The following is a 14,798-nucleotide window of genomic DNA, read 5'->3' as shown; positions in this document are numbered from 1 at the left end:
TCCCTATTCGTCAGGCCGCAGCGCGGCCTTCTTCATCAGTCTGAGCAGCCAGGTACTTGTCCGGGTTGTTCAGCACAACAATTCTGGGGGTCTGGTTTTCAGGCCATTCCCGGTGGCTGGCGGGGACATGGTCCACGCCGCCGGCGTTCCACGGGTGGCAGCGCGCAAGGCGCCTGGCTGCGAGCCAGCTGCCCTTGACAGCGCCGTGTACGGTGACTGCTTCAAGCGCATAGGCCGAGCAGGAGGGAAAAAAGCGGCAGACCTGGCCGTACAAGGGCGAAACCACCTTGCGGTAGACCAGAAGCAGAAGAATGAGGATGTTGCGGGGCAGGTTCCAGATGAAGCTGCCTGCGGCCGCTGCTGCGGACTTGGCGGAACGCTTGGGAAAACGGACGACGGCGGCAGTCGGGTCAAGCACGCTGTGTCCCTTCCTGTCTTGTTGCGTCCGGTGGCGTTCCAGCTGGCCGTTTTCCGGTCACCGCCGGAAGGCGGCCAGCCAGCCGCCTCATGGTGTTTTCCAGGGCGGCGTTGTAATCCGCCAGGAGTTCATCCCAGCTGGCTGTTGCGGAGGCGGGCAAAGCACGCACCACAATAGCGAATCCGGTGCCGTACTCGCGCAGCGAGACAGCGCCGGCCTCTCTAAGTCTCCTCTTAACGAGGTTCCTGGCAACAGCGTTCCCGACAGCTTTGGAAACGATGAACCCGATGCGGCTGGGTTCGTCGGCTCCGATAGTTGCCGTATATAACACTACGTTCCGGCGTCCATTGCGGACGCCGGAACGTACAGTTGTTGAAAAATCGGTTGAAGTCCTCAGGCGGTTACGGGTGGCAAGCACCGCTAATCTCGCAGAAGGAAGAAGACCGACAAGTCAGTATTTAGGCCGACAGTTCGGTGCGGCCCTTGCCACGGCGGGCGGCCAGGATGGCGCGGCCGGCACGGGTGCGCATACGAAGGCGGAAGCCGTGCTTCTTGGCCCGACGGCGGTTATTCGGCTGAAAAGTCCGCTTGCTCACGTTAGTTACTCCAGTGGATCAAAGGTGCGCCCACCCGATCAGTAAGGGGAAGAACTGGCCGACGCTAAGTTTTGTATGTGTCTGCTTCCCCCGGGTTTTCCCGAACACGCGAAGTGTCCGGAAGTCCAAAATGGGGTCAGAAAGCAGGCACAAAGGACTCCACAACGTTAGGGCAAAACGCCGCCGGGAGTCAAACCAGCAGCCCGTCCGGCGTGTTTCCCCAGCTGTGGCTAACGGGGCATGGAACCTGTGGATGAAGCGGCTCACAACCGCCGGTTTTGAACCACAACGGTGTAATTATCCACAAGGCACTTCCCAGCTATCTTCTAGGCTTTTCATCCCCTAGAGTGTCCCAGTAGCCGATTATCCACGGACTGTGCATAACCCTGTGGATTATGCCGGGCCAGCACCTTGGTTCCGGGCTTGCGGCTGCATGTAATGCAGGCAGCAAGCTTTGAGGAACCAAATTTGATGACAGTAGACGAAGCCAACCACGCCAACACTGTCGGAAGTTCCTGGCGGCGCGTGGTGAATCTTCTCGAACAGGACGACCGCGTCTCGCCCCGGCAACGCGGCTTTGTCATCCTCGCGCAGGCCCAGGGCCTCATCGGTTCCACCCTCCTCGTCGCAGTGCCCAACGAACTGACCCGCGAAGTGCTCCAGACCCAGGTCAAGGACGCACTCGACGACGCGCTCCGCAACGTTTTCTCGGACGACATCCGCTGCGCAATCGACGTCGACACCGATCTGGTGCCCATCCACGAAGAGCCGGAACCCGCCGTCGAGCTTTCCCTCGCAAACGATCCCTCCATCGAGCAGAAGCCGCAGCCCATGCTGCCGAGCACTTCACACGAATTCGGCCGGCTCAATCCGAAGTACGTTTTCGACACTTTCGTGATCGGATCCTCCAACCGGTTTGCCCATGCCGCGGCCGTCGCGGTGGCGGAAGCCCCCGCCAAGGCCTACAACCCGCTGTTCATCTACGGCGACTCGGGTCTGGGCAAGACGCACCTGCTGCACGCCATCGGCCATTACGCCCGTCGCCTCTACAGCGGCATCCGCGTCCGGTACGTCAACTCCGAGGAATTCACCAACGACTTCATCAACTCGATCCGTGACGACGAAGGCGCCAGCTTCAAGACGACGTACCGCAACGTCGACGTCCTGCTGATCGATGACATCCAGTTCCTGGCCGGCAAGGACCGGACGCTGGAGGAGTTCTTCCACACGTTCAACTCGCTGCACAACAACAACAAGCAGGTGGTCATTACCTCGGACCAGCCGCCCAAGCTGCTGGCAGGTTTCGAGGACCGGATGAAATCCCGCTTCGAGTGGGGTCTGCTGACGGACATCCAGCCGCCCGAACTTGAAACCCGCATCGCCATCCTCCGGAAGAAGGCGCTCAGCGAAGGCCTTTCCGCCCCGGACGACGCGCTGGAGTACATCGCTTCGAAGATCGCCAGCAACATCCGCGAGCTCGAAGGCGCACTCATCCGTGTCACGGCATTCGCGAGCCTCAACCGCCAGCCAGTGGACGTGGCCCTCGCGGAGATGGTGCTCAAGGACCTCATCACCGACGACGGCGCCCAGGAAATCACCTCGAGCCAGATCCTGCAGCAGACGGCTGACTACTTCAAGCTCAGCATGGAGGAGCTCTGCAGCAAGTCCCGGACCCGGACCCTGGTGACCGCCCGGCAGATCGCCATGTACCTGTGCCGCGAACTGACCGACATGTCGCTTCCCAAGATCGGCCAGGAGCTCGGCGGCCGCGACCACACCACTGTGATCCACGCCGACCGCAAGATCCGTGAGCTCATGGCCGAGCGCCGTGTGATTTACAACCAGGTTACGGAGCTCACCAACCGGATCAAGCAGCAGCAGCGCGACTCCTGATCCCGGGTTCTTAACCTTATTAACAGGTGCATGTGGATAACCCTGTGGACAGTTAAGGGGACAACCGCGGTTAATGGGCTTAAAACCCTTAAGGCGTCTGTGGATCATCCAAACGGGCCAAGAATCTTGTCCCCATCCACAGCCTGTTTAAAACCTGCCGAACCCACAGTCCATGAACAGGGCTTAACCGCGGATCCGCGCCGGGAAACCGGGTTATCCACAGTTTCCACAGCAGTTATTAACACTACTAATCCCAAAAAATTGAAATCCCTCAAACAACAATCTCGTTCCCGGACCTCCACCACACCGGCCGATGGCCCGGCCACAGACCGCCGGCTGAGCCGGCATCAATGAGCGGGGATGAGGAATGCCTGTAGTTCCGGCTAAGCTGTCTGCAGCGCTCCCATCCCTGGGTCTGTTTGCGGTCGGCCATGCGCGGACCATGCAAGTTCCGGGACTTGGGGGCAACGGTCTTGTGGGCTCCTTGCGAGTTCCCGTTCAGAAAATGGCAGCAGCAATGAAAGGCGGCACCCTTCCGTGAAGTTCAGAGTCGAACGGGACGTCCTGGCAGAAGCCGTCACATGGACAGCCCGGTCGTTGTCTCCGCGGCCGCCCGTACCCGTGCTTTCCGGCCTCCTTCTCAAGGCCGAATCCGGGACCGTCAGCCTGTCCAGCTTCGATTACGAGACCTCCGCACGCCTTGAAATTCCTGCCGACATCAGGGACGAAGGCACCATCCTGGTTTCCGGCCGGCTCCTGGCCGACATCTGCCGCAGCCTGCCTTCGGCGCCGGTGGACATCGAAACCGACGGCAACAAGGTGACACTCACCTGCCGTCGAAGCAGCTTCCATCTCGCGACCATGCCAGAGGCCGAATACCCGCCGCTGCCTGCACTGCCCACCATCACCGGAACTGTTGCCGGCGACGCGTTCGCCCAGGCCGTGTCCCAGGTGATCATCGCCGCCAGCAAGGACGACACCCTTCCAATCCTCACCGGCGTGCGGATGGAGATCGAGGACGACCTCATCACGCTCCTGGCCACGGACCGTTACCGGCTGGCCATGCGGGAAGTTCCCTGGAAGCCCGTCACACCGGGCATCTCCACCAGTGCCCTGGTCAAGGCCAAGACACTCAACGAGGTTGCCAAGACTCTGGGCGGCAGCGGTGACATCAATCTCGCCATCGCCGACGACGACAGCCGGCTCATCGGCTTCGAAAGCGGCGGACGCACCACCACGTCGCTGCTGGTCGACGGCGACTACCCCAAGATCCGCTCGCTGTTCCCGGATTCCACGCCGATTCACGCCACCGTGCAGACCCAGGAGCTGGTTGAGGCCGTCCGCCGTGTCTCGCTCGTGGCGGAACGCAACACTCCGGTCCGGCTCGCGTTCACCCAGGGCCAGCTGCACCTCGACGCCGGCACCGGCGAGGACGCCCAGGCCTCCGAAGAACTCGAGGCACAACTGTCCGGCGATGACATCACCGTCGCGTTCAACCCGCACTACCTGGTTGAAGGCCTCAGCGTGATTGAGACCAAGTTCGTGCGTTTTTCCTTCACCACCGCGCCCAAGCCGGCCATGATCACCGCGCAGAACGACGTCGACGGCGAAGACCAGGACGACTACCGCTACCTCGTGATGCCGGTGCGCCTGCCCAACTAGGCCACATGCCCAACTGGGTAGCAGCTGAGGGGCTTCTGACCCTTCAGAACGCCTTGATCTGCTACCTAGTTGGGTCGCCAGCCCCTAACCATCCGCGCAGAAAAGAGTTCACACGGTGCATATCGGACTGATCGGCCTTGGAAAAATGGGCTTCAACATGCGCGAACGGCTGCGCAAGGGCGGAATCGAAGTCACCGGCTACGACCGCAACCCCGAGGTGACCGATGTCGCCTCCACAGACGAGCTCATCGCCGCAATTCCTGCGCCGCGCCTCATCTGGGTCATGGTGCCGGCCGGTGAAATCACCGACGCCGTCATCACCGAACTCGGCGCGAAGCTGCAGCCCGGCGACATGGTGATCGACGGCGGGAACTCCCGCTTCACCGAAGACCAGAAGCACGGCGCCGCCCTGGCTGAAAAGGGAATCCGCTTCGCTGATTGCGGTGTCTCCGGCGGAGTCTGGGGCCTACAAAACGGCTACGGGCTCATGGCCGGCGGCGACGCCGAGGACATCGAACGCGCCCTTCCGGTCTTTGACGCGCTCCGTCCGGAAGGCGACCGTGCGGACAGCTTCGTCCATGTGGGCGGCGTCGGCGCGGGCCACTACGCCAAGATGGTGCACAACGGCATCGAGTACGGCCTGATGCAGGCCTACGCCGAAGGGTACGAACTCCTCGCCGCGAAGGAAATCGTCACGGACCTGCCCGGCACTTTCCGCGCCTGGCAGAAGGGAACGGTCGTCCGGTCCTGGCTGCTGGACCTCATGGTCAAGGCACTGGACGAGGATCCCGGACTGGCCTCGATCGACGACTACGTCGAAGACTCCGGTGAAGGCCGCTGGACCGTGGAAGAGGCCATCGCCAACGCGGTCCCGGCACCGGCGATTACCGCGGCGCTGTTTGCCCGCTTCGCTTCCCGCGAGGACAATTCGCCGGCCATGAAGATGGTGTCCGCTCTGCGCCACCAGTTCGGCGGACACGCCACCCGGCCAGCCAAGTAGTGTACCTAGAACACCTGTCCCTGACGGATTTCCGCAGCTACGCCCAGGTGGATCTCCGGTTTGATCCGGGCGTCACGGTCCTGGTCGGCTCCAACGGAATCGGCAAGACCAACCTGATGGAGGCCATCGGCTACCTGGCCACGCTCAGTTCCCACCGGGTCAGTGCCGACGGTCCGCTGCTCCGGTTCGGAACCGACCGCGCCCTGATCCGGGCGAAGCTGGTCCGGGGCGAACAGTCCACCATCCTGGAGCTGGAGATCAACGGCGGCCGCGCCAACCGTGGACGCATCAACCGCAGCAACCCCGTCCGTGCGCGCGACCTGCTGGGCATATGCCACACCGTCCTGTTCGCTCCCGAGGACCTGGCGCTCGTGAAGGGCGATCCGTCGAACCGCCGCCGCTTCCTGGACGAGCTTCTGGTGAGCCTCATTCCCCGGCACGCCGCCACCCGCAGCGACTACGACCGGGTGCTCAAACAGCGCAACGCACTGCTGAAGTCGGCACGTGCCGGAAAGTTCACGGCCGGCCACGAAGCCACCCTCGATGTGTGGGACCAGCATATGGCCCGCGCCGGCGCGGAACTGCTGCATGCCAGGCTGGAACTTGTTGAGCGTCTCCGGCCGCACCTCAACAACGCGTACGCCCAGCTCACCGATGGCTCCAAGGCCGCGGATGCGATTTACCGGTCAACGCTGCAGAACATGATGGACGACGACGGGGAGCCGGCCGCCGCTTCGGCGGCACCGTCCGAGCCGGGTAGCCAGACCGAGGATCTTCGTCAGCTGTCCTTGGAAGATCTCGCCGAACGCTACATCCGCGCCTTCGCGGCGTCCCGCCGCAAGGAACTCGAACGGGGCATCTCACTGGTGGGTCCGCACCGCGACGAGCTGGAACTCGTGCTCGGGCAGGCCCCGGCCAAGGGCTACGCCTCGCACGGTGAAACGTGGTCCATGTGCCTGTCCCTCCGCCTGGCGTCCTACTACGTCATGCTCGATGACGCCCGCACCGGAGGTTCGGCGCCGATCCTCATTCTGGACGACGTTTTCGCCGAACTTGATGTCCAGCGGCGGCGTAAACTGGCCGCAATAGTTGCCGGTGCCGAGCAGGTGCTGGTGACCGCCGCCGTGGACGCCGACATTCCGGACGAGCTTGCGGGCCGGCGGGTGAAGATCATCCCGGGAGGAATCGATGAACAGGGATAAGGACGGCGGCCTGCAGCCGGGCCGCGATCCCGATGAAATCGATGCCGCCCAGGCGGCGCTGAACAGGATGCGTGAGGCAGCGGCCGCGCGTGGCGAGGTCCGCCGGAAGGCGCCGCGGGCAGGCGCCAGCCAAAAACCGCGCACCGCAGCCCAGGGTACGCGGGGCTTCAGCCAGTTTCACTCCACCGGCCGCGATCCCCTGGGGCTGGGAAAAGTCGTAGGCCGGCTGGTGGCCGAGCGTGGCTGGACCTCCCCGGTGGCCGTGGGTTCGGTTATGGCCGAGTGGCCGGCGCTGGTGGGACCGGAAATCGCTGCGCACTGCACCCCGGAGAGCTTCACCGACACGACCCTCCATGTCCGGTGCGACTCGACCGCCTGGGCGACGCAGCTCCGGTTGCTCAGCATGAGCCTGCTGGAAAAGTTCCGCACCGAACTCGGCGATGGCGTGGTCACGAGCATCCAGGTGCTGGGCCCGGCGGCACCGAACTGGCGGAAAGGCGGGCGAACCGTCAACGGACGCGGACCCAGGGATACATACGGATAGGGTCGCCAACTGCAGTTCCGATTGCGCCTTCCGAGAGCAAAGCTCAAACGGCGTGCAGGGCGCTCAAACCGCCGTCGGCCGTATAGGAGTCCAAAACGGGGACTGCTGGAGCCTTGCAGGCGGGGCCAATGGCCAGCGAGAGGCATATTGGGCCGCGTCGGCACCCCGCCAATGCGGGGATCGACCACGTTTCACGATAGAATTCCTCTAGATAACTGGGCGCCGGTGAAACGTTGACTGAGTCCGTTTTCCCGCGCTTTTTTCCGTGCGGGAACGGTACCGCACGTCAACCGAGCAGCTGGCGCTGGCAGTGACGTGCCTTTTGGCGGACGCCCTTTCCCGGCGGACGGCTGAGGCCGGCCATCATCGAACATAGAGGAGTCGAAAGCGCCTGTGGCTAACGACAATGCAGATATCGAGGCAGTGGAACCTGTAGCAGAGGATGCCCGGACGTCCGGCACGCCGGCTGAGACTGCCACACCGCGGGAGTACGGCGCCAGCGACATCACCGTTCTTGAGGGCCTCGAGGCCGTACGGAAACGGCCCGGCATGTACATCGGTTCCACCGGTCTGCGCGGCCTGCACCACCTGGTGTACGAAGTCGTGGACAACTCCGTGGATGAGGCCCTTGCAGGATACTGCACGCACATCGAGGTGGTCCTGCAGGCGGACGGCGGCGTGAAGGTGGTCGACGATGGCCGCGGCATCCCCGTTGACATCCACCCCACGGAGGGCAAGCCCACCGTCGAGGTGGTCATGACCATCCTGCACGCCGGTGGCAAATTCGGCGGCGGAGGTTACGCGGTGTCCGGCGGCCTCCATGGTGTGGGCATTTCCGTGGTCAACGCGCTCTCCACCCGGGTGAACACCGAGGTCCGCAGGCAGGGCCACGTCTGGCGCATGTCCTTTGCCGACGGCGGCAAGCCCCAGGGCGCCCTGGTCAAGGGCGAGGAAACCACAGAGACCGGAACCACCCAGACGTTCTACCCGGATCCGAGCATCTTTGAGTCCGTGGAATTCGACTTCGAGACGCTCCGCGCGCGTTTCCAGCAGATGGCCTTCCTCAACAAGGGGCTGAAGATCACCCTGACGGACGAGCGCCAGGCCGCGGCCGGTACGGACGAAGCCGGCGACCTTGACCTGGACGGCGTGCTGACCGAGGGCGAGGTCCTCGCGGAGCACCGTACCGTGGTCTACCAGTACAACGAGGGCCTCCTCGACTACGTCAAGCACCTGAACTCGAGCAAAAAGGTGGACGTTGTCCACGAGGACGTTATCGCCTTCGAGACCGAGGACACGGAGCGGCACATCGCCGTCGAGATGGCGATGCAGTGGACCACGGCTTACTCCGAGAGCGTCCACACCTATGCCAACACCATCAACACCCATGAAGGCGGCACCCACGAAGAGGGTTTCCGGGCCGCAATGACGTCGCTCATCAACCGCTACGCGCGGGACAAGAGCATCATCAAGGAAAAAGAAGAGAACCTCACCGGCGACGACATCCGTGAAGGCCTGACGGCGGTCATCTCGGTGAAGCTGTCCGAGCCCCAATTCGAGGGCCAGACCAAAACCAAACTCGGCAACTCCGAGGTCAAGGGCTTCGTGCAGCGCGTGGTCACCGACCAGCTCGGCGACTGGCTGGAACGCAACCCCGGCCCCGCACGCGACGTGATCCGCAAGGCCATTTCCGCCGCGCAGGCCCGCATGGCTGCGCGCAAGGCCCGCGACAATGCGCGCCGGAAGAGCCCGCTGGAGTCCTTCGGCATGCCGGGCAAGCTCTCCGACTGCTCTTCGAAGGACCCCTCGAAGTGCGAGGTGTACCTGGTAGAGGGTGACTCGGCAGGCGGTTCGGCCAAGCGCGGACGCAACCCAGAAACGCAGGCCATCCTGCCGCTCCGCGGCAAGATCCTGAACGTGGAGCGGGCCCGCCTGGACAAGGCACTGGGCAACAACGAAGTCCAGTCGATGATCACCGCATTCGGCACAGGCATCGGCGAGGACTTCGACCTCAGCAAGCTGCGGTACCACAAGATTGTGCTGATGGCCGATGCCGACGTGGACGGCCAGCACATCACCACGCTGCTGATGACGCTGCTCTTCCGCTACATGCGCCCGCTGATCGAGAACGGCTATGTCTACCTCGCGCAGCCGCCGCTGTACCGGATCAAGTGGTCCAACGCACCGCACGACTACGTCTTCAGCGACCGTGAGCGCGACGCGGTCCTCGTCTCCGGCCAGGCAGCGGGCCGCCGCATTCCGAAGGAAAACGGCATCCAGCGCTACAAGGGTCTGGGCGAGATGGACTACACCGAGCTCTGGGACACCACCATGGACCCCGACCGGCGCACCCTCCTGCAGGTCACCATGGAAGACGCAGCCGCGGCCGACCAGATCTTCGCCGTGCTGATGGGCGAGGACGTCGAATCGCGCCGAAACTTCATCCAGCAGAACGCCAAGGACGTCAGGTTCCTCGATATCTAGCGGTTTCCCCCCTGATATTCCAGAACCGACATATACCTGAAACGGAAAATACAGACTATGAGTGACGAAACACCCGAGGTACCGGCCGAGTCCCCGGACGGCACGGAGCCGGTGCTGGAGGGCGACGTGCTGGTCGACCGCGTGGAGCAGGTGGACCTGCAGACGGAGATGCAGCGCTCCTACCTCGACTACGCGATGGCCGTTATCGTCGGCCGTGCGCTGCCGGATGTGCGTGACGGGCTGAAGCCCGTCCACCGCCGCGTGCTCTACGCGATGTTCGACGGCGGCTACCGTCCGGACCGCGCCTTCAACAAGTGTGCCCGCGTGGTGGGCGAGGTCATGGGCCAGTACCACCCGCACGGTGACACGGCGATCTACGATGCGCTGGTGCGCCTGATCCAGGACTGGACCATGCGTTACCCGCTGGCGCTGGGCCAGGGCAACTTCGGCTCGCCCGGCAACGACGGGGCCGCAGCTCCGCGGTACACGGAAACCAAGATGGCGCCGCTCGCCATGGAGATGGTCCGCGATATCGACGAGGAGACTGTCGATTTCCAGGACAACTACGACGGCAAGAACCAGGAACCCACCATCCTCCCGGCGCGGTTCCCCAACCTGCTGGTCAACGGGTCCTCAGGCATCGCCGTCGGCATGGCCACCAACATCCCGCCGCACAACCTGCGCGAGGTGGCCGACGGCGTTCAGTGGTACCTGGCCAACCCGACCGCCAGCCGCGAGCAGCTCCTCGAGGAACTGCTGAAGCGGATCAAGGGACCGGATTTCCCCACCGGTGCCACCATCCTGGGCCACAAGGGCATCGAGGATGCCTACCGCACCGGCCGCGGCTCGATCACCATGCGCGCCGTGGTCAACGTCGAGGAGCTGCAGGGCCGGACCTGCCTGGTCGTCACCGAGCTGCCCTACCAGGCGAACCCGGACAACCTGGCCATCAAGATCGCTGAACTGGTCAAGGACGGCAAGGTCCAGGGCATCGCCGACCTCCGCGACGAAACCTCCGGCCGCACCGGCCAGCGCCTGGTCATCGTCCTGAAGCGCGACGCCGTCGCGAAGGTGGTGCTGAACAACCTCTACAAGCACACCCAGCTGCAGGAAAACTTCGGCGCGAACATGCTGGCGATCGTGGACGGGGTGCCGCGCACCCTCAGCCTCGATGCCTTCATCCGCCACTGGGTCACCCACCAGCTGGATGTCATCGCCCGGCGCACGCGCTACCGCCTGCGCAAGGCCGAGGAAGAAGCGCACATCCTGCGTGCCCTCCTCAAGGCACTGGACATGCTGGACGAGGTCATCGCGCTGATCCGCGCCTCGAGCACCACCGAGGCCGCACGGGACGGCCTCATGCAGCTGCTGGACATCGACGAGATCCAGGCCCGGGCCATCCTGGACATGCAGCTCCGCCGGCTGGCTGCCCTGGAACGCCAGAAGATCCAGGACCGCCACGCCGAACTCGAAGCGATGATCGCCGAATACAATGCGATCCTCGGCTCGGAGGAACGCCAGCGCACGATCATCAGCGAGGAACTCGCCGAGATCGTGGCCAAGCACGGCGACGACCGCCGCACGCAGATCCTGATGGGCTACGACGGCGACATGTCCATGGAAGACCTCATTCCCGAAGAGGAAGTGGTGGTCACCATCACCCGCGGCGGCTATGTCAAGCGCACGCGGAGCGACAACTACCGGTCGCAGCAGCGCGGCGGCAAGGGCATCAAGGGTGCCCAGTTGCGCGGCGACGACGTGGTGGAGCATTTCTTCGTCACCACCACCCACCACTGGCTGCTCTTCTTCACCAACTTCGGCCGGGTGTACCGTGCCAAGGCCTACGAACTTGCCGAGGGCGGCCGCGACACCAAGGGCCAGCATGTGGCAAACCTGCTGGCCTTCCAGCCGGACGAGCACATCGCCCAGGTGCTGGACCTGAAGGACTACCAGCACGCGCCGTACCTGGTGCTCGCCACCAAGCGCGGCCTGGTCAAGAAGACCCGGCTGGAGGACTACGACACCAACCGGTCCGCGGGCGTCATTGCCATCAACCTCCGGGATGAGGACGAACTGGTCTCCGCGCAGCTGGTTTCCGAAACGAATGACCTCATGCTGGTGTCCCGCAAGGGCCAGTCGATCCGCTTCACGGCAACCGACGACGCGCTCCGCCCCATGGGCCGCGCCACCTCCGGTGTGACAGGCATGAAGTTCCGCGAGGACGACGAACTGCTGGCCATGAACGTCGTGGCCGAGGGATCGTACGTCTTCGTGGTGACTGAAGGCGGCTACGCCAAGCGCACCGCCGTCGAGGAATACCGGCTGCAGGGCCGCGGCGGCCTGGGCATCAAGGTTGCCAAGCTCGCCGAGGAACGCGGCGATCTTGTGGGCGCCCTCGTGGTCCAGGAGGAAGACGAGGTCCTGGTGGTCATGGGCGGCGGCAAGGTGGTCCGTTCATCCGTGGCCGGCGTCCCGGCCAAGGGCCGCGACACGATGGGCGTCATCTTCGCGAAGCCGGACAAGAACGACCGCATCATCGAGGTTGCCCGGAACACAGAACGCGGCCTCGAAGACGAAGTTGAAGCCAGCGCCGAGCGTGAGTCCGAAGCCGACCACACCGATGAACCGAGCGCGTCAGAAATCTTGGCTATCGCCGCTGATGACGTAACGTTGGCTGAAGATGCCGGACCAGACGAGAAATCCGCAGAGGCGGCTTCAGGACTGGCCGATGAAGCAGAAGGAACGTCCGGCGATGCTGAGGCGAACGAAGACAACACCGGAGGTAACGAGTGAGCAATTCCGACTCATTTCCCAAGCCGAGCAGTAATGGTCCCGGCGGGATGCGTCAGCCGGCATCCGCTCCCCGGGTGAATGCCCCGGTGCGCCCCCAGCAGAGCCCGGCCACGCCGTCGGGCGCTCCGGGGCAGCGTCCTGCAGGTGCGGGGCAGCGTCCTGCAGGTGCGGGGCAGGGCCCGGCGCCCGCGGGCCAGCGGCCGGCCGCGCCTGCACAGCGCCCGGCAGCCCCCGGACAGCGGCCCCAGGCCGCCCAGGCTGCGCCCGGGCTGGTCAAGCCGGCTCCGAAGGCCAAGGTGCGCCGCGCCCGGCTCCTGGTCAGCAAGGTTGACCCCTGGTCCGTCCTGAAAATGGCGTTCCTGCTGTCTGTTGCGCTCGGCATCGTCACGGTCGTGGCGGCCATCGTGCTGTGGACCGTACTGGACCTGACCGGCATCTTCGACCAGGTGGACAGCCTGCTGGGAACCCTCGCCGGTTCCGAGGGCGGCGGCTTCGAACTGAAGAAGGTCGCCTCGCTCGGCCAGGTGGCGTCGTTCGCGACCATCATCGCCGTTGTGAATGTGGTGTTGCTCACGGCCCTGTCTATGCTGTCTGCCGTGCTGTACAACATTTCGGCAACCCTCGTTGGCGGCATCGGCGTGACCCTGACAGACGACTGAAAACCCCGTATTTCCGCGGAAAAACCCCGCTGGAATGCCTCGATTTGAGATCGGGCCGGGATGTGCTGTAGAGTCATGTCTCGGCCCGATGAGGCATCGGGGCGTATAGCTCAGGCGGTTAGAGCGCTTCGCTGATAACGAAGAGGTCCCAGGTTCAAGTCCTGGTACGCCCACGGAACCTGCACAGGTTCAAGTAGGGGTTTAGGTCGGATTTTCAGGAATCCAGCCGGAACGGGGTGCATGTGAAGAAGTTGCTGGTTATTGCAGCTGCGGTCGCAGGCGTCCTTTTCTACAGGAAAAAGGTGCAGGAATCCGAAGCCCGGAAAACAGTCTGGAGCGAATCAACCGACAAGGTTGAATAGCCCGGGTACCGGTCCGAAGGCTGGTCAGCCAGCATTCGGAACTAGGGTATGATGGACGGGTTGCTTCTTATGGGGGCATGGCGCAATTGGTAGCGCACCTGCTTTGCAAGCAGGGGGTTCGGGGTTCGAGTCCCCGTGCCTCCACCATAAGAAAGGTCCCGGCCGGAAACGGCCGGGACCTTTTGCGTTGCCAGGCTTCGGCCGGCCCAACCGGCAGGGCACGGCCCGCCCACTACTGTTGAAGCGTGAATCTCTTCATTGCAGCCTTGGGTGTCCTGGGCGTTGCCTCCTCAGGACCGCTCATCGCCGCCACGCTCGGTGCCACCACTGTCACGGCCCTCGCCATCGCCTTCTGGCGCAATGCCATCGCGGCAGCCGTCATGGCCACTCCCACCCTGATCCGGGAGCCGCGCCAGTTCGGCCGCATCGGGCGTTTTGAGTTCCGCTGGTCGCTCGTCGCGGCGGTGGCCCTCGCCCTGCACTTCGCCTGCTTCATCACGTCCCTGCAGCTGACCTCCGTGGCCGCCGCTACGGCCCTCGTCTGCCTGCAGTCCGCCTGGATCGCCATCATTCAGCTCTTCCGCGGCGTGCGCCACCGCTGGCAGGTCCTGGTGGGCCTGGGCATCTCCTTCGGCGGCGTGGTGGCCATCACCGGTTTCGACATGGGCACCTCAGCCGACGCCCTGCTGGGCGATCTCCTGGCCATGGCGGGCGGGCTCCTCGCCGGCATCTACACCCTGGCCGGAGGCCGGGCCCGCCAAAGCATGACCACCGGAACCTACACTGCCCTCTGCTACGGCATGTGCGCTGTCCTGGTGGCCGTACTGGCAATCTTCACCAATCAGCCCCTGACCGGTTTCGACGCCGGCGGCTGGGTGGGGATTCTGGCCATCACCGTGTGCGCCCAGCTCGTTGGACACACAGCGTTCAACCACCTGCTGGCCACCATGAGCCCGCTGCTGGTGTCCATGATCATCCTGCTGGAAATACCCGGCGCCGCGCTCCTGGCTGCCGTGTTCCTGAACGAGACACTCCCACCGGGAACGTACGCCGGGCTGGCGCTCATCCTCGTGGGCCTCGCCGTCGTGGTGGCCGGACAGCGCAACGGCAGGGCCGCGCGGGGCAAGCCGCCCGAGGAGCGCGCGCTGGCCGAGCTGGGGGCTGACTGACGACGGCGGCCCCTTC

At 64.2% G+C, this 14,798-nt stretch carries 12 protein-coding genes, 2 tRNA genes and 1 pseudogene; 12 read left to right on the top strand and 3 right to left on the bottom strand.

Annotated features, from left to right (window positions below):
* Positions 1 to 10: 10 nt before the first annotated feature.
* Genes yidD through rpmH form a run of 3 tightly spaced genes read right to left on the bottom strand, consistent with a single transcriptional unit; the run spans position 11 to position 1,014 of the window.
* Positions 11 to 418, bottom strand: coding sequence for a membrane protein insertion efficiency factor YidD (gene yidD / locus ACFVTE_RS17300; RefSeq protein WP_387102436.1), 408 nt, complete (start codon positions 416 to 418; stop codon positions 11 to 13).
* Positions 411 to 836, bottom strand: coding sequence for a ribonuclease P protein component (rnpA, locus tag ACFVTE_RS17295; RefSeq protein ID WP_387102433.1), 426 nt, complete (start codon positions 834 to 836; stop codon positions 411 to 413). The genes yidD and rnpA overlap by 8 nt, the downstream gene beginning before the upstream one ends.
* Positions 837 to 876: 40 nt before the next feature.
* On the bottom strand, positions 877 to 1,014 hold the full coding sequence (gene rpmH / locus ACFVTE_RS17290) for a 50S ribosomal protein L34 (protein WP_003800212.1): 138 nt from the start codon (positions 1,012 to 1,014) through the stop codon (positions 877 to 879).
* Between the two features lie 471 nt (positions 1,015 to 1,485).
* Between rpmH and dnaA the strand changes: the two genes are divergently transcribed.
* The 12 genes and pseudogenes from dnaA (at position 1,486) to ACFVTE_RS17230 (ending at position 14,782) form a co-directional block, all read left to right on the top strand.
* Positions 1,486 to 2,907, top strand: a complete 1,422-nt coding sequence (gene dnaA, locus ACFVTE_RS17285) for a chromosomal replication initiator protein DnaA (RefSeq protein ID WP_076799436.1) — start codon at positions 1,486 to 1,488, stop codon at positions 2,905 to 2,907.
* A 537-nt stretch (positions 2,908 to 3,444) separates the two neighbouring features.
* Entirely contained in the window at positions 3,445 to 4,569 is a 1,125-nt protein-coding gene (gene dnaN / locus ACFVTE_RS17280) for a DNA polymerase III subunit beta (protein WP_331575237.1), read from the top strand.
* Positions 4,570 to 4,657: 88 nt separating this feature from the next.
* Positions 4,658 to 5,569, top strand: a pseudogene (gene gnd, locus ACFVTE_RS17275) (phosphogluconate dehydrogenase (NAD(+)-dependent, decarboxylating)); the annotation flags it as partial.
* On the top strand, positions 5,569 to 6,771 hold the full coding sequence (gene recF / locus ACFVTE_RS17270) for a DNA replication/repair protein RecF (RefSeq protein WP_387102428.1): 1,203 nt from the start codon (positions 5,569 to 5,571) through the stop codon (positions 6,769 to 6,771). The pseudogene gnd and the gene recF, both read left to right, overlap by 1 nt.
* Positions 6,758 to 7,315 carry a DUF721 domain-containing protein gene (locus ACFVTE_RS17265; protein ID WP_387102425.1) on the top strand — a complete coding sequence of 186 codons (558 nt, stop codon included), beginning with the start codon at positions 6,758 to 6,760 and terminating at the stop codon, positions 7,313 to 7,315. The genes recF and ACFVTE_RS17265 overlap by 14 nt, the downstream gene beginning before the upstream one ends.
* Before the next feature lie 393 nt (positions 7,316 to 7,708).
* On the top strand, positions 7,709 to 9,799 hold the full coding sequence (gyrB, locus tag ACFVTE_RS17260) for a DNA topoisomerase (ATP-hydrolyzing) subunit B (protein WP_387102423.1): 2,091 nt from the start codon (positions 7,709 to 7,711) through the stop codon (positions 9,797 to 9,799).
* A gap of 57 nt (positions 9,800 to 9,856) precedes the next feature.
* The gene (gyrA, locus tag ACFVTE_RS17255) at positions 9,857 to 12,592 is read left to right on the top strand and encodes a DNA gyrase subunit A (protein WP_387102420.1); all 2,736 of its coding nucleotides are present in this window, start codon (positions 9,857 to 9,859) and stop codon (positions 12,590 to 12,592) included.
* A complete protein-coding gene (locus ACFVTE_RS17250; protein ID WP_387102418.1) occupies positions 12,589 to 13,251 on the top strand; it encodes a DUF3566 domain-containing protein in 663 nt (220 codons plus the stop codon). The genes gyrA and ACFVTE_RS17250 overlap by 4 nt, the downstream gene beginning before the upstream one ends.
* 99 nt (positions 13,252 to 13,350) lie before the next feature.
* Positions 13,351 to 13,424 (top strand) — tRNA-Ile (locus ACFVTE_RS17245).
* A 63-nt stretch (positions 13,425 to 13,487) separates the two neighbouring features.
* Entirely contained in the window at positions 13,488 to 13,613 is a 126-nt protein-coding gene (locus ACFVTE_RS17240) for a DLW-39 family protein (protein ID WP_387102415.1), read from the top strand.
* Between the two features lie 71 nt (positions 13,614 to 13,684).
* A tRNA-Ala gene (locus tag ACFVTE_RS17235) sits at positions 13,685 to 13,760 on the top strand.
* A 98-nt stretch (positions 13,761 to 13,858) separates the two neighbouring features.
* Positions 13,859 to 14,782 (top strand): DMT family transporter, encoded by a 924-nt coding sequence (locus tag ACFVTE_RS17230; protein WP_387102412.1) that lies wholly within the window; start codon positions 13,859 to 13,861, stop codon positions 14,780 to 14,782.
* Positions 14,783 to 14,798 lie beyond the last annotated feature (16 nt).

It is taken from the genome of Arthrobacter sp. NPDC058097 (genome assembly GCF_042884885.1).
Classification (GTDB): Bacteria; Actinomycetota; Actinomycetes; order Actinomycetales; family Micrococcaceae; genus Arthrobacter.
This window is presented reverse-complemented; position numbering and strand designations above follow the sequence as displayed.

Excerpts from the sequence above, each read along its gene's own strand:
- ACFVTE_RS17265 (WP_387102425.1), top strand. The coding sequence starts at position 6,758 with ATGAACAGGGATAAGGACGGCGGCCTGCAGCCGGGCCGCGATCCCGAT.
- dnaA (WP_076799436.1), top strand. The coding sequence starts at position 1,486 with ATGACAGTAGACGAAGCCAACCACGCCAACACTGTCGGAAGTTCCTGG.
- gyrA (WP_387102420.1), top strand. The coding sequence starts at position 9,857 with ATGAGTGACGAAACACCCGAGGTACCGGCCGAGTCCCCGGACGGCACG.